Source organism: Rothia sp. HMSC061C12, from assembly GCF_001815755.1.
Classification (GTDB): Bacteria; Actinomycetota; Actinomycetes; order Actinomycetales; family Micrococcaceae; genus Rothia; species Rothia mucilaginosa.
Map to the genome: position 1 here is coordinate 112,502 of NZ_KV821867.1, position 18,084 is coordinate 130,585.

The following is an 18,084-nucleotide window of genomic DNA, read 5'->3' on the forward strand; positions in this document are numbered from 1 at the left end:
GCCCCCGCTTCGCGTGTCCGGTACGCCCTCTAGGTCGCCTATCCCACCGGAGGAAGATATAGATGGGTTGGTCTGGGGGTTGGGTGTTGCTGTTAGCTCACCTGGCTCTGGGGTTCCATGTTGTTGGCTTGTTCTGTTAGCTTACCTCTCACACACATAAAGCCGGTGTCTGCTCCCTCGCAGGCACCGGCTTCACTCATCTCTTTCGTCATAATTAGCAGGAATAGCGCGTTCACATTGAGGCGCAGTCAGTTCGTTGATAGTCTACACATGGATATTTCACCAAACTGCACCACCCGCTTTGGACTGGGCAGCACCCGCCACATCTAATAGACACGATTCAACTGATACGGCGCCAGAATGTCCATCATGCGTCCACACTACACTCGCGAGAATACTTATGGCTCAATCCCCAGGAAAACCTGTGTCCTTCATCGAACGCGACCTATCTTCCGGCTCCTCTACCGGTCCCGTGCCTGCCCTTGAAGCGCAGCGCCCCTCCACAAAAACTAAGATGAGTAATACCGAACACGTCGCCAACCCCCAGAAACTGGCCGCCTACCGCACCTGGATCCCCGCCCTCATCATCTGGGCACTAGCCAGCGCAACCCACCTCGGCACCTTCGCATACTCGCTCGCAGAAGACCAGCGAAACCCCCTCAGCCACGAAAACAAAAACCACAACGGCCTCCTCTCCTACCTCAACATCTGGGACGCCGGCTGGTACCAGGGCATCTACAAGGAGTGGTACCCCACCGAACTACCCCTGCGCGCCGACGGGTCCGTATCCTTCAACTCCTGGGCATTCATGCCCCTCCACTCAATGATCAGCGGCAAAGTCGCTGACATTTTCGGTATCGAGTACCGCCTCGCCGCGGTCGGAGTCAGCCTCGCCGCCGGCCTCGCCCTGGCTGTTGTGCTCTACCGTCTCTTCATCGGTAGCCTGAACTGGCGTGACCGCGGCACCTTCGACACCCGCGCACTCGTTGGCGACGAATCCCGAAACCGCATCGCCCTGTGGGCGCTCGCCGTGTACGCATTCAGCCCCGCGAGCCCCATCTTCGTCACCGGTTACGCTGAGGCTCTTTCCACTCTGCTCCTTGCCTTGAGTGTGTGGTGTGTGGTGCGTGGCCGCTACATCCTGCTTCTGCCCGTGGCACTTCTGACGGCGCTGTCCCGCCCGCTGGGTGTACCACTCGGCGCGTTCGTAGGCCTCTGGTGGTTCTGGTGCACCGTTTCTGACTATCTTGCCCGCCGCTCCGATGACTCCTCGCAGTCTGTCCTGTCGGATGCGTGGGCTGCGTTCCGTGGACGCCTCGGTCAGCTCCTCGGCGCGCTACTGGTCTGCAGTTTCGCATTCGTGCACCCCCTGCACGCGGCTCTGCGTACCGGACGTCCCGACGCGTACCTCGCCACGGAACTCGGCTGGAGCTTCCGCAAGGTCGAAGACGGTCACCAGTACTTCGCCCAGTGGGTCCACCAATTCAACCTCTACTATGTGGGCTCCGTACCCGCCATCATCATGTGGGCCGCCCTGGTGCTCCTCATCCTGAGCTTCTACTGGTGGATGTCGCAGAAATTCACCCGCACCCTACTGCACCCCGCCCTGTGGCTGTGGACCGCCTGCTACGCCGGATACCTGTTCATCTTCTGGCTCCCGACATCTTCTACCTTCCGTATTCTGCTGCCGCTGTTCCCCCTGTCGCTGCTGGTCGCCGCCTACCTGCCGAAGAGCCGCATGTACCGCCTCCTGCTGGTGCTGATGGGCTTGCTCGGCTCCGCCCTGTGGATGCGCCTACTCTGGGGCGGCCCGGACGTGATTGGCCCCGTCTGGCTGCTGCCCTAAAAGTGGGTTAGCTTGTTCTGCTGGCTTGCCTCTCGCACATATAAAGCCGGTGCCTGTTCCCTCGCAGGTACCGGCTTTTCTGTAGTCTTTTAACAAGCCACCAGGTGCCCTGTGATATAAATCTATGGGTAGATTACAGGTGGAGAGTTTGTTATACGTGTCTGGTGGGTTAATAACTGATAATCTATGGAGGACATTTCACTAAAATGCACTGCATATCCGGCTGTATAGTGCATGCTGTCCGTCGTGGCGGAGAGCTGAAATGGTTGAGATGCCGATTATCACTCACACTGACACATTGAGAATACTTATGACTAAACATCTTGGATGGATTGCTCCGTCCTCCGTCTTTTCTAAGCTCTTTTCTGGTTTTCTGACTGGTCCTGTGCCTGTTCTTGATGACCGGGGTGCTAAGTCTTCTGGAGCTGACACTTCTTCTGAGCAAAGGTTGTTACCTGCTCGCCGTACGTGGGTTTCTGCACTGCTGATTTGGGCAGCTGCCTGTGTTTTTCATCTTGCCATTTTTCTTGTTGCACATGAGCAACACAAAAATAACCACCTCGTTGGTGCAAGCCGGCGCGGTGATCTCCTCGGGTTCCTGAGTAAATGGGATGCCGACCTCTACGAGCGTATTTATACCAATTGGTATCCTCAGCATTTGCCCATGCGTCCAGATGGCACGGTGGACAACAATACCTGGGCCTTCATGCCATTACAGCCCCTCATTGCTGGTGGTGTTGCCGATACGTTCGGTATCGGATACCGTGTAGCAGCGCTTGCTTTGACCATCGTGGCAGGTTTTACCCTGGCTTATGTTCTGCACCGCCTTTTCATCGGCTGCCTCAACTGGCGTGACCGCGGCATCTTCGACACCCGCGCCCTCGTAGGGGACGAGTCCCGCAACCGCCTCGCACTATGGGCCGTCGCAGTGTACGCCTTCAGCATGGCCAGCCCCGTCTTCATCACCGGCTACGCGGAAGCACTATCCGTCCTACTGATTGCACTGAGCGTATGGTGCGTACTCCGCGGCCGATACCTCATGCTGCTCCCAGTAGCGCTCCTCGCCGCACTATCCCGCCCGGTCGGCGTACCCCTCGGTGCCTTTGTTGGTCTGTGGTGGCTGTGGTGTACGGTGAACGACTACCGTCGCCGTCGTATCGAGGATGCATCGCACTCTGCACTGTCAGATGCGTGGGGCTCCTTCCGGGGCAGGTTCGGGCAGCTTATAAGCGCGTTGTTCGTCTGTTTCTTCGCGTTCGTACACCCTCTACATGCTGCTCTGCGAACAGGGCGTATGGACGCATATTTTGCGACGGAGCTGGGATGGAGTAACCGCAAACCCGGCGAAGGCCACCAGTTCTTCATTCAGTGGATTCTGCGCATCTACTACTACCTTGGTGGTGTGCTTCCCAAGATTGTTGTTGCAATAATCGTTATTATGGCAGTGGTGGGTTTCTATTACTGGATTTCCCGTAAGTTTAGTCGTTCCCTAATCCACCCCGCTCTGTGGCTGTGGACCGGATGCTACATGGGGTATCTTTTTATCTTCTGGCTCCCGATTTCCTCTACCATCCGCATTCTGCTGCCGCTGTTTCCGCTGGCGCTGCTGGTATCGGCATACCTGCCGAAGAGCCGCTGGTACCGTCCCGTGCTGGTTGCATTAGGCATGGCGCTGTCTATTCCCTGGATTTTGATTCTCTGGGGTGATCAGATAATGGCTGGCATCATTGTACTCGTTCCCTAAATCTCATATAGATTAAAAGCTGGTGTCCGGTTCCTGTCACGCAACAGGAACCGGACACCGGCTTTTCACATGTTATAGAGTGCTTAGCGGCCCGTATAGTCCGCGTCCGCAATATCCTTTGGCCAGCGCGCTTTACGGAACGGCGCCCACGTAAACGCCGCCGCCACCAACAACAAACCACTGATAATGAACGCCGGAACAAAACCCCACGCATCCGCAATCATGCCAGCCACCAGCGGGCCCAGGATCATACCAAAATCACTAAACATCTGATACACCGCCAACACCTGGCCACCACTGCGGCGAGTACCAATCACATCAGACACCGCAGCCTGAATCGACGGACCCATAAACGCCGCACCAATACCCAGGCACGCCGTCAACGACACAAACACCCACGCCACCGGCGCGAAACCCATAAACGTCACCGCAGAACCCGCCAACAGCAGACCCGAAAACGCCATCACACGGCGACCAAAACGATCCGAAAAACGACCCGAGAACGTCTGCGTCAACGCATTACCAAACGAGTTCGTCGCCATCGCCAAAGACGCCAACAAAGTACCCGCAACCGAATTCGACATATCGCCACCAGTCGCCAAATACGCCGCCGCCAACGGAATAATCGACGACTGCACACCAAACACCGACCAGCCAATCGCCCAGTTCGACACCAGCGCAGAACGGTAATTCGAGAACTTCAACGCGTCACGAACCGTCATCGCAGGCAGGTCACTCTTACCCGCAGCGCCGCCGGATGCAGCAGGCTTAGCCGCCTTGCCGGATGCGCCAGCCTGAGTGTCAGCAGGGGAAGGCGCCGCCGACGGCAGCACCCCGGTGCCCTTACCCTCAGCCAGTGCCGCCGCCTCCATAATCGCGTCGCGCTCCGCCTCCAGCGCCGCCTGCGACGGCATCAAGAACCACACAATCAGGCCCGCCGCCAGCAGCGAAAAACCATACACAATGAACGGCGCACGCATACCAAACGGCGCCAGCGCGCTCGCAATCACCGGGCCCAGCAGGTTACCCAGCAGGAACGCCGTCGCATAATAACCCGAAATACGGCCGCGCATATGCGCCGGGGACAGGCGTACCAGCAGACCCATCGCAGAGACCGTGAACATGACCGAGCCGATACCCGCCACCGCACGCGAACCCAGCAGAACCCAATAATCCCAGGCAAACGCAATCATGAACGACGTCACCGACACAATCAGCATGCCAATCGTGTACACCGGACGCTCACCCCACCGGGTAATCATCTGACCCGCCGACGGCGCAAAAATCAGGCGCGTAATCGCCAACGCAGAAACCACCATCGTCGCCATAGTGACCGTCGCATTAAAGTTCTGCGCATAGTTCGGCAGCACCGGCGCCACCAAACCAAAACCCACCGCAATCATGAACGAGGCAGCAATCAGAACCTTCAAGCCGGTCGGCACACGATTCGGGTCAATCGTGCGCGGGTCAAAAACAGGCGGTGTTTTGGCAGGGTTCCTCATGTTCATCCTCGAAATCGTGCGGTGCCGTGCGGCAGCCGCGGGCCCCACCCGCAACTGTCAACCATGTGTTCGGCTAAAAAACTTAACAGTGTCCAGTCTACTCCGCCGACAGCCGGGCATGCGCGTCACCTCGACCAGCCAAACCGCCCAAACCGGTAAGCTAGTAGTGTGAACGAAACGATGATGATAATCTGCGCAATCGTGCTGGGTGTACTGGTTATCGCCGGTGTACTTTTCGCCGTTCTGCGCCGACCCAAGAAGACCGCGGACCTGCAGTCTTTGCGTCAGGAGGCGGCTAAGGCCTCCGGCGGATCGGCGGAACAACCCGAAAGCTCGGCACCTCGCGCTATTGAACTTGATATGCCCGACCCGTCCGCGGGTCGCCTGGTGCGCCTGCGTGCCCGCCTGGCACGCTCCAACAACATGCTCGGCAAGGGCCTGCTGGCTCTGCTCTCCCGCGACCGCATCGACCAGGACGTCTGGGACGAAGTGGAAGAGACCCTGTTGCTCGCCGACCTCGGTTCCGAGCCGACTACCCGCCTGGTGGAGGCGCTGCAGCAGCGCGTGCGCGTTGAGGGTACGAGTAACCCCGCCGCCGTGAAGAAGATGCTCCGCGAAGAGCTCGTGAAGATTGTTCGCCCCGACATGGACCGCGAACTGAAGACCGCCGGTAGCGACGGCAACCCCGGCGTGGTGCTGGTCGTTGGCGTGAACGGCGTCGGTAAGACCACGACCGTCGGTAAGATTGCCCGCGTGATGGTTGCTGACGGTCAGACCCTGCTCCTGGGTGCCGCGGATACGTTCCGTGCGGCCGCCTCCGAGCAGCTGACCACCTGGGGTGACCGCGTGGGCGTGAAGACCGTGCGTTCCGAGAAGGAAGGCGCCGACCCCGCATCCGTCGCGTTTGATGCCGTGAAGGCTGGCAAGGAGCAGGGCGTCGACACCGTGCTCGTGGACACTGCTGGCCGCCTGCAGAACAAGTCCGGTCTGATGGATCAGCTCGGCAAGATCAAGCGCGTGATTGAGAAGGAAGCGCCGGTCACCGAGGTTCTGCTCGTGATTGACGCGACCACCGGCCAGAACGGTATGGTTCAGGCGAAGGTCTTCGGCGATATCGTGGACGTCACCGGTATCGTGCTCACCAAGCTTGACGGCACCGCAAAGGGCGGCATCGTGGTCGCTATCCAGGAGGAGCTCGGCGTTCCCGTCAAGCTCATCGGCCTGGGTGAAGGCCCGGACGACCTGGCGCCGTTCGACCCGGAAGCATTCGTGGACGCGCTGCTGGACTAACATCCTCATACTCCGCCGAGAAGCCACATGTGTTTGAAACACATGTGGCTTTTCTGTTGAACTGGCCTGATACATTTTGGGGATGCCCAGAGAAGCCTCGAGAGAGTGCAAGAATTACACTCCCTCGAGGCTTGATTCCTATACATTTACTGGTAGAACAGGACGTCGCGCTGTGATGACTTCAAAATAATGTTGAGGTACGCGCGATTTCTCTCTCAATATCTCAGACGGAACGCCTGACTCCTCGATGAGACTAATCGCATGAGGAATTAGGGACGGTTCTTCGAGAGAAGAAATAAGACCTGGTTCCTTAGCGCGCCATCCGTTACGAGAAACGGTAACCATAGCGTTCCGGTAGGCATCGTCTGAAAGGCGGCCCAGTTCTTTAGCCCTATACAAAAGAGCCTGCATACTGATGCCCCAATATTCCTTAAGCTCCTTCAGCTTCATCCAGCCTTGACCGTTCATGACTGTAGGCAATTCATCCTGAATGCATGCACTTGGTGCCAAAAATTCTGCGGCAAATGCATGAGCCTGAGCCTCAAGAACCTTATGACCAGGATCAGCATCAGCATGCATTACTAGGTGGCCTAGTTCATGGGCGGCATCAAAGCGTTGACGGTAGTAATCACCCTTTGTCGGGTTCAGAACTACTACTGGAGCTTCGCTACCAAAAGTGGAGTATGCATCAATTGCTGCGCTCTGGAAGGGAGCAAAGACAACGACGATACCATGGTTCTCCATAGCGCGGACAACATGTTGGACGGGCTTATTCCCTAAACCCCAATCTTTACGAACCTGCTCAGCTGCTAGACGAGGAATCTCAGAACCGGGAAGGTCAGAATCAGTCAAGATGCTGGGGAGTACCAGGTCCGGGAAATCGACATATTCACTCATTGTATGCACAACATCCTGGACAACTTGCGTATACGCTTGAGCCTGGTTGCGACTAAGCTGAGTTGTCGAGCGTAAGGACCTAAAGTGAGGTGCGCCAGAAATTAATGGGGCTTCTGAGAACTGACTTTCAAGAAAAGATGGAGCAACGCCAAGAGTTAGAGCTAGTGCGTAGACATTATCTTTAGTTGGGTTTCGGTTACCCGATTCCCAATGAGTAATAGTGACAGCGCTAACTCCAAGACTCCTAGCCAAATCGCTCTTGCGGACGCCTTGAAGTTCTCGAGCTAACGTGAGCCTCCTTGGGTCAAAGGAGAGTATGGGGGAAGAATCTTGTACAGACATAATGCTTTCGCGGACAAAGAGTGTGGTGTATGAGTCATAACAGCTCCTACTCGGCTGCCTTCTTCAGCTTAACATGAGCGTCAGGAACTGCCGGGGCCTCAGGATGGGTCGTAGACTGAACTTCTTCCTGCGCGGAATCGATGGCGGCAAGGAATTTCGACGATGCTGCATGATCGAGTACATCAATGGTCCATACCCAAGGGCTCTGGTTGCGACGTTCGACCGGAGCAGGTAGACCAAGGGCAAACTCCTTAAGTTCACCTTCGGGGGAAATATTATACGCTACTACCAAAATGGGGAGACGCAACGGCAAATCTTCGACGAGATCATCCAACCCCGGAATATCGAGAGTGTCCTGAACGTAGTGATTCGTTGCTGAAATAATTCGCTTTTTCGTGCTGCTCTCCCAACGAATCTTGTCAATGCCACCGAAGCGGTTAGCGCTTTGCATTACCAGGGAGCAACAGGTGCTGACCTCCCAATAGGGCATGTTCTTGTACGAATCACTGCGGTAAAGACCACGCCGACGGCTCAATGCAGTGAGAAGCGGATATGCTTCCTGCGGAAGGTCAGTTGCCAAAGCGTTGAGATTCTTAGTGATAGGTTCATTTTGAAATGAGACAAACTTATCACCGGTAAGGGTGACACGATTAAGATTTTCAGCAACAAGCTCGTAGTGGTTCATGCCCTTGCTGGCGTTCCGTGCATGTTCAGGGTAGTCCGGGTTATTCGCCGCAAGCTGGATAATCTTTGCCGCAGTGGCCAGAGTATCCAAAACCCCGAGGTCTTTAAGCCAGTCCTCCATGACCTTCTTGTTGCTATAGGGAGAGTGGGACATTATTAACTCCTTTGAAAAATATTGTTTGAAAATTAACTAAATAATACACTGCGATTCTATCATTAACAACTGATGGGTGCTTATATGTGTCTATGGCGGGTATGGTGAAGGCGATAAAAACACTCCGAAGCCCATAATGACGACGGGCAGCACACGATGCGGGGCTCTGGGATATTCTGAAATTAGAAGATGCGTAGAAAGAAGACGCCCCAACCCCTCAGGCGGCACCGCGCATCGCACACCATACAACCCAGTTCACCCCGAACCTCAGCGAAGGAGCTACCATGGCAGCCACCAACCTCCCCGGAACTCTTCCCGCCCCCAACTACCAGCCCACCTACCGCTCCAACGGCGCGTGCGACGACCTCGGCAAGCTCGTTGCACCGTACAGCCTTTCGCGCGCCCAGCTGGCTGAGGCTACCGGCATCGCTGACGAGGCTACCGTGAACAGCTGGGTTGAGCAGTGCCGCCTCGACCTCGCTGCGGATGCGCCCGCACCCCTCGAACCCGTGCTGCGGTACCTGGACGAAAACTACCTTCCCGACCCCGCAAACTGGCCCGGCAGCAACCCCTACGACGAGTTCGTCCTTGAGAACATTGCCGCCCGCATGCTGGCACGCGTTGTTGCCGAGACCTTCGGTGCTGACCGTTCGGGCAACTACCGCGACCTGCTGTTGCTGATTGCAACCCTCGTGCTGATCGCCCGATGCTGGGCTGGCACCGATGAGGCTTTCCTGACCCTGCTCAACGCCGAGCCCACCGCGGAGGCGGAAGAGTACCTGCAGGAGGCTATCGCGAACGCCCCCGAGTCCCTGCACCCCCTCCTGACTGAGCTTCTGCTGCCCGACCTGCGTGAGGCACGCGGCACCTTCACCGCCGCCGAAGCGCAGCTACTCACCGGCTACGCGCTCGCCGCCGGATACTACGCGGGTGAGCACCCCTACGAGACTCTGAACGGCATCCACGTTGCGTTTGCCGCAGATGACCGTACCCTGCCCGACGATGAGCTGATGAGCCGTGTTGAGGACGTTCTCAAGGCTAACTTTTCCGCCGCCCGAGCGGAATCCGGCGCTGCTGACAAGAACCAGGAGCCGCACCACGTCACCCTGCCCGGCAACCAGGACGGCTACGAAACCGCCGCGCACCTGATCGCCGCCCTGCCGCAGGCACACGACGCTATCGCTTTCAGCACCCCTGAGGGTGATGACGCGGAGGCGCTCGCCGCCGACCGCCGCGCCGCCTTCACCCTGTACTTGTGCTACCTGATGCTCGGTGATGACGATTCCTTGGAGCAGCGCGCCGCTGAGCTGTACCGCGCCAGCCGTGAGAACTAGCTAGATGCTGAAAAGCCACATGTGTTTCGAAAAGCCACGTTTTTGGTGGCTTCTCGAAACACATGTGGCTTCTCGCGGTTAACGGTGGTTGTTAGTGTGGCGTGATGGTTGGCCGCCTACACCGCTTGCCTACACAGCTACGGGCTGTTCCGCGCGAATCGCGCTGTAGGTAGCGTCGCTGACGGTCACGCCGTACTGGTTGGAGGCGAGCCGCAGGATCTCCTCAACGGTGTAGATGCGGAACACGCCGCCTCCGGTTGCCTTAGTGTATTCACGCAGCAGCTGGCGGTTCGCGAGCTGACGCACGTGTTCGCCGCCCGATGCGGCGCGTACCTGCTGACCGTTGCGCAGCCAGGTGTCGCGCACACCACCGGTGACGAAGACGCAGTCGGTGCCTTTCACGCGGGTGGTTGCTTCGGCAACGCACTGGTTCCAGAGCGCGAAGTCGGCGTCAAAGCTGGCGTTAGCGAGCAGCGGGTGGCCCTGTGCGAGGGCTTCGCGGCACTGCTGTTCGTGGCGTTCGGGGCTGGGCACGGCACCCACGTGTCCGGTGAAGATGCGGTTCAGTCGCGGCAGGATCGTGTCATCTTCGCGGCGTGCCATGTTGATGGATCCGGTGTCGGTGGTGGGTTCAAGGATCCTCATGATCTGCGCGATGGAGTGGTCCAGCTGGTGCGTAACTGAACGCAACGCGCTCCAGGGGGAGTTGCGTTCTTCGGGCAGGGTTTCTTTGAAGGATGCGAGCGCTGAGCGGACGCGGTCTGCAGCGGCGGGTACGGGGGAGGCGCCGTCGAGTGCTGCCCAGAATTCTTTGAGTGCCTGGTGGGGGAGGAAGGCGTGTCCGCGTAGCTGTGAGTAGGCGCGGAGGATTTCGTCGCTAATGTGGGTTGGGTAGTTGTAGAGGCTTGCAAGCGCGGTGGAGTCGAAGGCGATGAGAATTCCGGGGTGAATGGAAGTCAGCGGGGCGCGATCGAGTTCCTTGTACTCGACGAAGTCTGAGTACAAGGTGCGTGCTTGACGGGTGATTGACATGAATCCCCTCCGGGTATCGAGTATGGTCGGTCAAATGCGAGTGCCGGAGAAGTCGAGGAGAATAATCCATTCCAGTGTATCGGCCTTCTTTGGCAGGTGATGGAGTTTCGGTATAAATATTTTGTTTATTACGTTTGTATCTAACCCGACGACGCGTTATTGCATGTCAGAGTCATTTTCGGGTCTATGTTTTAGGTGTGAATTTCGCCGCGTGACCTCTGCGTTGTGCGGGTTTTTCTTTGTGGTCATGAGCAGTATAGAACAAAAACATGCATTAAGATGCAAAATCTGCGTGGTGGCTCAAAAATGACGAAAGAAAACTCCTCCCACCTGCACATAGGACGCATATAACACGCGGGGGACGAGGCGAGAAAGTAGATGAACATTTATTCCCTCCTGTAGACTTTAAGTGATTCAAATTTGATAAAGGAGAAGAGTAATGTCAGAGCTGACCACTCAAAACCAGGCGGAGGAGCAGGGCCCGGCCCGCACCGTCGTCGTGGCTGAAGACGAGGCATTGATTCGCCTCGACATCGTTGAAATTCTGAAGGACCAGGGTTTCGATGTTGTTGCAGAAACCGATAACGGCAAGACCGCCGTCGAGCTAGCGCAGAAGCACCGCCCCGACCTCGTCCTCATGGATGTGAAGATGCCGATCATGGACGGCATCACCGCAGCTGAAGAAATTGCGAAGGAGCAGATTGCTCCCGTCGTTCTGCTGACCGCATTCAGTCAGAAGGAACTCGTAGACCGTGCCGTTGAGGCAGGCGCTATGGCGTACGTCGTCAAGCCGTTCTCCCCGAACGACCTGGTTCCCGCAATCGAGGTGGCAATTAGCCGCTACGAGCAGATTCGCGCTCTCGAGAAGGAAGTGGGCACCATCCGCGACCAGTTCGAGACCCGCAAGCTCGTTGACCGCGCAAAGTCGCTGCTCATCACCAAGATGAACCTGACCGAGCCGGAAGCATTCCGCTGGATTCAGAAGACCTCCATGGACCGCCGCCTGTCCATGCGCGAAGTTTCCGACACCATCATCAAGCAGCTCTCCTAAGCACAAGACGTGCAAAGTACGTGACAGTACAGGTACGAATGCACGCTACGGCGAAGACTAGGATTCGCCCGTATGCGCCTTCAGCTGGCCAGTATCTGATCAGCACCTTTTCATGACACACAAACGCCCCACCCCTCACGATGAAGCTGAGGGACGGGGCGTTCGTGTTTAACGGTTCGCGGGTGTGCGCCGCGAATCGGGTGCCTAACGCGGGCGGGAACCCGGCGCTACACGGAACTTAACGCAGGTAGCGGTTCAAATCATCTTCGTCATTGTTTGGGCCGCTGATGGGGCGGTCCGTGGGGGAGCCAGCCCAGAGCATACCGCCGGTACCGAGCATTACGCCCAGCCACCAGAAGCTGCCGGGGTTGTTGATGGCGGTCACCAGGCACACCAGCATCACGCCGATTGCGATGGGCAGGACAATGCGCTTGGCGCGCACAATCTTCGGGTAACGCTTGAAATAGGGGGTGCGCTCGCGGGCCATGGTGCTCCTTCTGGTCGTACCTTCTGGTGGGGTGTCGGCGGGGTGCCGTGTACCCCGTGCTTCTACGATTTTAGGCTACTTGCTGAGACTGTAGGACTTTATACTGCGGGAGATTATGCAGTGGGGCGGGGAATCAGCATGTTGGTGATGCGTGCGGTGCAGGTGGTGCGGCCGCGCTCATCCACAATGTCGATGGAGTGGATGCACAGGGTGCGTCCGAGCTTGACAGCGGTGCAGGTTGCGGTAACCACGCCGGAGACTGCCGGGCGCACGTGGGTTGCGTTGATGTCCACACCGACTGCTACGAGGTTTTCGCCGCCGTGTACACCTGCGGAGAGGGAGCCGAGGGTCTCGGCGAGGACCACGTTGGCGCCGCCGTGCAGCAGACCGATGGGCTGGGTGTTACCGGCGACGGGCATGGTCGCAACGGTGCGTTCTGCGGTGAGTTCCTGGAACTTAATGCCCATGGCGGGGATGAGCTCGCCCAGGCCGCGGGGGAAGTAGGGGTGCAGGTGCTCGGGGATGCCGCTTTCGGTCAGCTGCGCCTTGATTTCTTCTGCGCTGAGGGTGGTGGGTGCTGCCGCGCGGACGGGTGCGTGGTGTGTGTTGTTTTCAGTCATGACTTCCAGTGTACTCCTCGGTTTTTGTTGCTTTAGGCGGGATAGCTTTTCGCGGGTGCTTCCGGGTGCGGGTCAGCCCCGCCTCCTGAACTCAGGAGGCGGGGCTGAAAAACGCTATGGAAGCGGAGAGGATTAGGCGGAAATGGCTTCTGCCTTTTCGATGTCCTCGTCGCGGATTTCCTTATCGGGATTCGCTCCGATTGCCTTGGAGATGCGCTCGGTCAGGGTTGCGATGGTCGCGTCACCGGTCACGTTGGTCGCGGTGCCGAAGGAATCCTGAGCCAGGTACAGAGCAATCATCAGGGCAATCATGGAGGAGTCAAAGCCAAGCATAGACTCCAGCAGACCGATTGCGGTCATCACGCCACCGCCGGGAACGCCGGGAGCGGCAACCATCATCACGCCGAGCACTAGAATCATGGGAACCAGCGAACCGAAGTCGGGGCCCTTACCGGTCATGAACAGCACAGCCACCGCGCAGGAGGTAATGGTGATCATGGAGCCGGAGAGGTGAATGGTTGCGCACAGCGGAATCGCGAAGTCCACCACGCGAGCAGAGATGCCAGCCTTCTTTGCAGAACGCACGGTCACCGGGATGGTCGCAGCCGAAGACTGGGTGCCGATTGCGGTGAAGTACGCGGGCATCATGGTCTTGAGCATCTGGATGGGGCTACGGCGAGACACCGCGCCAGCCACCGAGTACTGCAGGGCCAGGGTGACCCAGTGCAGAATAATCACCATGACGAACACAAGACCGAAAACGGAGAGAATCTTGGCGACCTGACCGGCGAGGGTCATGTTCGCGAACACGCCCACAATGTGTACGGGCAGCAGGGGGATAATCACGTAGCTGAGCATCTTCTCAACGATGACCTGGAAGTCCTCGAAGAGGTTCAGCATTGCGCGGGTCTTCAAAGCGGTAATGCCCAGGCCCAGGATGAAGGAGAGAATCAGGGCGCTCAGCACGCCCATAATCGGGGTCAGCTGAATGGAAACGTAACCGGTGGAGAGGGCGTTCTCGGGGTTATCGAAGGATGCGAGCTGCTGACCCTTCAAGATGATGGGGTAGAGCAGCAGTGCGCAGGTCAGTGCCAGGAAGCCGGCAAGGATGCTGGAGATGTACGCCAGACCCACGGTGATGCCGAGCATCTTGCCCGCACCCTGCGCGAGGGAACCAATGCCGGGCACGATGAAACCGATAATAATCAGCGGAATCGCGAAGCTCAGGAAGGCGCTGAATACGGTAGAGAAGGAGACGAAGAGCTGCACAATGAGGTCGGTGGGGATGGCTGCGCCGGTTGCGTCATTGATGCCGCTAATCATTCCGGGGGTCAGCAAGCCGATGAGCACACCCGATGCGATCGCGATGATAATCCACGCGAGGAGGGGAAGTTTTTTGAGTGCCTTCATAGTTTCCTAAATGAGGGTTCGTTGTGTGTTAAGCGCGGGATGTGCCCTCACGGTCCGGTGAATCCTGCCGGTGAATTCTGGGTAGAGTTCTGCCTATGAATACACAGGGTGTGGGGGTTTCCTACGCTGGAGGCGATAATAAGGTTATATATTATCTGGAAACCGTATTATTATCCACCTCACATAGTGGCTTGGGGCACAATTTTCGGGAGAAAAACTTACCAAACGCACCCCACCGGCACCTACATATGAGGTAAAACTCTTTCCACACACCCCGTTATTCCGCTATATGGCACAGCACCGACACCCAACACAGCGCGGGTGCCTCCCCACAGGGCTCTAACCCGTAACCACCGAAACTAGCCCCCCAACCCAGCCGTCACCAAGCCAACCACCAAGAAAACTCAGACTCGATACACTAGAGGAGTGACTACAGAGAACAAAACCCTCCTGCTCATTGACGGACACTCCCTCGCCCTACGCTCCTTCTTCGGCATCTACACCATGGCCGAAAAGACCGGACAGCACATCTTCGTGCGCAGCGACGGCCAGCACACCGAAGCCGTCCACGCCTTCCTCTCCACCCTGCTGAGCATCATCAAAGACAACCAGCCCAGCCACATCGCCGTAGCCTTCGACCTGCCCGGCGGCACCTTCCGCACCGCCGAATACGGCGAATACAAGGGTGGCCGCAACGCCATCCCCGAAGCCTTCAACGGCCAAATCGACCTCATCAAAAAGATGCTCGGCGCGCTCAACATCCCTGCGCTCACCTACGAAAACTACGAAGCCGACGACATCGTCGCAACCCTCACCCGCCGCGGCACCGAAGCCGGCTACAAGGTTCTCATCCTCTCCGGCGACCGCGACATCTTCCAGCTCGTCACCGACGACGTCACCCTGCTCTACCCGGTCACCACTGGCCCCTCCAAGGGTATTCAGCGCATGGACCCCGCCGCCGTCGAAAAGAAAACCAAAGTACCCCCGCACATGTACCCCGACCTCGCCGCCCTCACCGGCGAACAGGCGGACAACCTGCCCGGCGTACCCGGCGTAGGCCCCGGCTTCGCCGCCAAATGGCTCGGCGAATACGGCTCCCTGCAGGGTGTGCTCGACAACCGCGACAAGATTGGCGGCAAGAAGGGCGAGGCGCTGCGCGAGAACGTGGATAACGTGGTGCGCAACCGTCGCCTCAACCAGCTCGTCAACGACCTTGACCTGAACGTCACCCTCGAAGACACCGCATTCACCCCCGACCTGGATGCACTCAACACCTTCTTCGACGAGGTAGAGTTCCGCACCATCCGCAAGCGCGCCGTCGACACCCTCGGCCCCATCGTGCGCGCCGCCGGATCCGCAGGCGCTACTAGCTCCGCCGCAGAAGCAGGGGAGGAGGGCGCGCCCAAGAAGGCACCCACCGGCCCCGTCTACGCACCCATTGCCACCAGCGCACCCACCAAAAACGCAGACGCAGCAGCATTCCGCGCCTTCTGTTCCGCCGCAGCCGAAGAAAACTACGGCACCGACGAACAGGGCGCGCCCATCGCCGTACCCGAACGCCTCGAAGGCGCCGTGACCCTCTACCCGGTCACCAACCTGCCCGTAGCGCGCCCCGCCATCGGCGACGCACCCGCCGTCAAGGTCACCAAAACCAAGATCCGCGCCGCCGAAGAAAACCCCGAACTGCTCGGCGTGCTCCTCACCAGCAAGAGCACCAGCCTCTGGATCGATACCCGCACCATCGACCCGGAACTCGACGCCGCCCTCGCCGCCTGGCTCTCTGACGAAGCAGCCCGCAAAATCGTCATGGACCTCAAGGTTCAGCGCAAACTCCTGCGCGCCTACGGCTACGAACTCGCCGGCGCTGTTGAAGACCCCGCACTGTCCTCCTACATGTGCGGCTTCATCCCCACCGCAACCCGCAAGCTCTTCTCCGAACGCATGGAAGACCTCGCCGAACGCTACCTCTGGATCCCCAAGGACCCCTACGCGCAGCTCGTCTTCCAGCCCGAAGAAGACGAGGCAGAACCCTCCCTCTTCAGCATGCCCGGCGAAGCCGAACCCGTCGACAACCTGCGCTACTTCACGCAAATCAGCCGCATCATCCACGAACTCGCACGCCTGCTGCACTTCGAAATGGAAGAGCACGGTCAGCTGAAGGTCTACGAAGAAATCGAACTGCCGCTGCTCTACGTCCTCGCAGACATGGAACAGGCAGGCATCGCCGTCTCCGACGCACTCCTGGCCGAACTGCACGACACCTTCTCCGCACGCGCCGCCCAGGCGCAGGACGCCGCGCGTGCCATCATCGGCGACACCGTCGAAACCGACGACGGCGAAGAACCCCTCAACCTCGCCTCCGTCAAACAGCTACAGACCGTGCTCTTCGACAAGCTCGCCCTGCCGCACACCCGCAAAATCAAGTCCGGCTACTCCACCGACGCCGAATCCGTCACCGAGCTACTCTCCAAAATCTCCCCGGAGTCCGACGGTGCCGCATTCCTCGGTGCGCTCGCCGCCTACCGCGACAACATCAAGCTCGTACAGACCGTCGAAGGCCTGCAGAAGGCAGCCGCCGACGACGGACGCGTGCACACCACCTTCCAGCAGGGTGCCGCCTCCACCGGTCGACTCTCCTCGACCGCACCGAACCTGCAGAACATCCCGATCCGCACCGAGGAAGGCCGCCGCATCCGTGGTGCCTTCATCGTCGCGCCCGCACCCATCGACGGTGTGGAATACGAGGGCCTGCTCACCGCCGACTACTCGCAGATTGAAATGCGCATCATGGTGCACCTCGCCGCCGACGAGAAGCTCATCGCCGCCTACGAAGCGGGGGAGGACCTGCACCGTTACGTCGGCTCCGAAGTCTTCGGCGTAGCCCCCGAGGACGTCACCCCCGAGCAGCGCTCCAAGGTCAAGGCAATGTCCTACGGCCTGGCGTACGGCCTCTCGCGCTTCGGCCTCGCCAAGCAGCTGAACATCAGCTCCGATGAAGCGGGCGAGCTGCGCACCAACTACTTCAAGCGCTTCGGACGCGTGGGACGATTCCTGCGCGGTGTGCTCAAGCAGGCACACCAGGACGGCTACACCGAAACCATTTTCGGCCGCCGCCGCGTGCTGCCCGACCTGGACTCACCCAACCGTGTACGCCGTGAAGCCGCCGAACGTGCCGCCCTCAACGCCCCGATTCAGGGAACCGCCGCGGACATCATCAAGATCGCCATGATCAACATTCACCGCCGCCTGCGCGAAGAGGGCCTGAAGACCCGCATGCTGCTGCAGGTGCACGACGAAATCATCCTCGAAGTCGCCACCGGTGAGCGTGAAGCCGCCGAACGCGTGCTCGTCGAGGAGATGAGTGGTGCCGCCTCCCTGCGTGTTCCTCTGGATGTGCAGGTCGGCTGGGGCAAGTCTTGGCAGGAGGCAGGCCACTAGGTTCGTTTCTTCTCTCGGCTCTGCACGGAAAGCGGTATTCGTCCTCGTTCCTACAGGGCGGGTGGGTACGCTATACCCTTCCTCCGCTCCTGCAGGGGAACCCACCCTCTCGGGCGCTCCGCCCTCTCCTTGCTTCGCTGCGGAGAGCACCCGAGAGGGTACCCTGATGTCGCTTCCGGAGGGTATAGCTACCCCGCGCTCCAGGTAGGCTTGGTGCCTTACACGGAGGGGCGGTGTCGTCCGTAGTGACATC

Annotated in this window: 13 protein-coding genes and 1 pseudogene; 6 read left to right on the top strand and 8 right to left on the bottom strand. The window is 58.8% G+C overall.

The features are described 5' to 3' along the window. Positions 1-424: 424 nt before the first annotated feature. Together HMPREF3055_RS05005 and HMPREF3055_RS05010 are read left to right on the top strand one after the other, a co-directional pair. Positions 425-1,846 (top strand): hypothetical protein, encoded by a 1,422-nt coding sequence (locus tag HMPREF3055_RS05005; protein ID WP_070690194.1) that lies wholly within the window; start codon positions 425-427, stop codon positions 1,844-1,846. Positions 1,847-2,156: 310 nt separating this feature from the next. Then, positions 2,157-3,590 (top strand): hypothetical protein, encoded by a 1,434-nt coding sequence (locus HMPREF3055_RS05010; RefSeq protein ID WP_168165849.1) that lies wholly within the window; start codon positions 2,157-2,159, stop codon positions 3,588-3,590. Between the two features lie 83 nt (positions 3,591-3,673). Here HMPREF3055_RS05010 and HMPREF3055_RS05015 read toward each other — a convergent pair whose 3' ends face one another. After that, a complete protein-coding gene (locus tag HMPREF3055_RS05015; RefSeq protein WP_049357068.1) occupies positions 3,674-5,092 on the bottom strand; it encodes an MFS transporter in 1,419 nt (472 codons plus the stop codon). Positions 5,093-5,272: 180 nt separating this feature from the next. Between HMPREF3055_RS05015 and ftsY the strand changes: the two genes are divergently transcribed. Then, positions 5,273-6,382 (top strand): signal recognition particle-docking protein FtsY, encoded by a 1,110-nt coding sequence (ftsY, locus tag HMPREF3055_RS05020; RefSeq protein ID WP_070688822.1) that lies wholly within the window; start codon positions 5,273-5,275, stop codon positions 6,380-6,382. Positions 6,383-6,520: 138 nt separating this feature from the next. Here the strand turns inward: ftsY and HMPREF3055_RS09385 are convergent, their stop codons facing one another. From HMPREF3055_RS09385 to HMPREF3055_RS05030, 3 genes and pseudogenes are all read right to left on the bottom strand, one after another. Then, positions 6,521-7,234 carry an ImmA/IrrE family metallo-endopeptidase gene (locus HMPREF3055_RS09385; RefSeq protein ID WP_246826898.1) on the bottom strand — a complete coding sequence of 238 codons (714 nt, stop codon included), beginning with the start codon at positions 7,232-7,234 and terminating at the stop codon, positions 6,521-6,523. Positions 7,235-7,420: 186 nt separating this feature from the next. Then, positions 7,421-7,621, bottom strand: a pseudogene (locus tag HMPREF3055_RS09550) (helix-turn-helix domain-containing protein); the annotation flags it as partial. A gap of 46 nt (positions 7,622-7,667) precedes the next feature. Continuing rightward, positions 7,668-8,459, bottom strand: coding sequence for a hypothetical protein (locus HMPREF3055_RS05030; protein ID WP_070634355.1), 792 nt, complete (start codon positions 8,457-8,459; stop codon positions 7,668-7,670). A 284-nt stretch (positions 8,460-8,743) separates the two neighbouring features. Between HMPREF3055_RS05030 and HMPREF3055_RS05035 the strand changes: the two genes are divergently transcribed. Next, positions 8,744-9,793, top strand: a complete 1,050-nt coding sequence (locus tag HMPREF3055_RS05035; RefSeq protein WP_070690197.1) for a glycosyltransferase — start codon at positions 8,744-8,746, stop codon at positions 9,791-9,793. A 129-nt stretch (positions 9,794-9,922) separates the two neighbouring features. Here HMPREF3055_RS05035 and HMPREF3055_RS05040 read toward each other — a convergent pair whose 3' ends face one another. Next, positions 9,923-10,825: a PIN-like domain-containing protein gene (locus HMPREF3055_RS05040; RefSeq protein ID WP_070688819.1), complete on the bottom strand. Its 903-nt coding sequence runs from the start codon at positions 10,823-10,825 to the stop codon at positions 9,923-9,925. 439 nt (positions 10,826-11,264) lie between these two features. On the opposite strand from HMPREF3055_RS05040, the gene HMPREF3055_RS05045 reads away from it, so the two are divergent. After that, the gene (locus HMPREF3055_RS05045; RefSeq protein ID WP_005509159.1) at positions 11,265-11,876 is read left to right on the top strand and encodes an ANTAR domain-containing response regulator; all 612 of its coding nucleotides are present in this window, start codon (positions 11,265-11,267) and stop codon (positions 11,874-11,876) included. 238 nt (positions 11,877-12,114) lie between these two features. Here the strand turns inward: HMPREF3055_RS05045 and HMPREF3055_RS05050 are convergent, their stop codons facing one another. From HMPREF3055_RS05050 to HMPREF3055_RS05060, 3 genes are all read right to left on the bottom strand, one after another. Beyond that, positions 12,115-12,363: a hypothetical protein gene (locus HMPREF3055_RS05050; RefSeq protein ID WP_005506231.1), complete on the bottom strand. Its 249-nt coding sequence runs from the start codon at positions 12,361-12,363 to the stop codon at positions 12,115-12,117. 113 nt (positions 12,364-12,476) lie between these two features. Beyond that, positions 12,477-12,983, bottom strand: a complete 507-nt coding sequence (locus HMPREF3055_RS05055; protein ID WP_070543074.1) for a PaaI family thioesterase — start codon at positions 12,981-12,983, stop codon at positions 12,477-12,479. 132 nt (positions 12,984-13,115) lie between these two features. Then, positions 13,116-14,393 carry a dicarboxylate/amino acid:cation symporter gene (locus HMPREF3055_RS05060; RefSeq protein ID WP_070738344.1) on the bottom strand — a complete coding sequence of 426 codons (1,278 nt, stop codon included), beginning with the start codon at positions 14,391-14,393 and terminating at the stop codon, positions 13,116-13,118. Positions 14,394-14,819: 426 nt separating this feature from the next. Between HMPREF3055_RS05060 and polA the strand changes: the two genes are divergently transcribed. After that, complete coding sequence (gene polA / locus HMPREF3055_RS05065) at positions 14,820-17,831, top strand: DNA polymerase I (protein WP_070738346.1); 3,012 nt, start codon at positions 14,820-14,822, stop codon at positions 17,829-17,831. Positions 17,832-18,084: the final 253 nt, after the last annotated feature.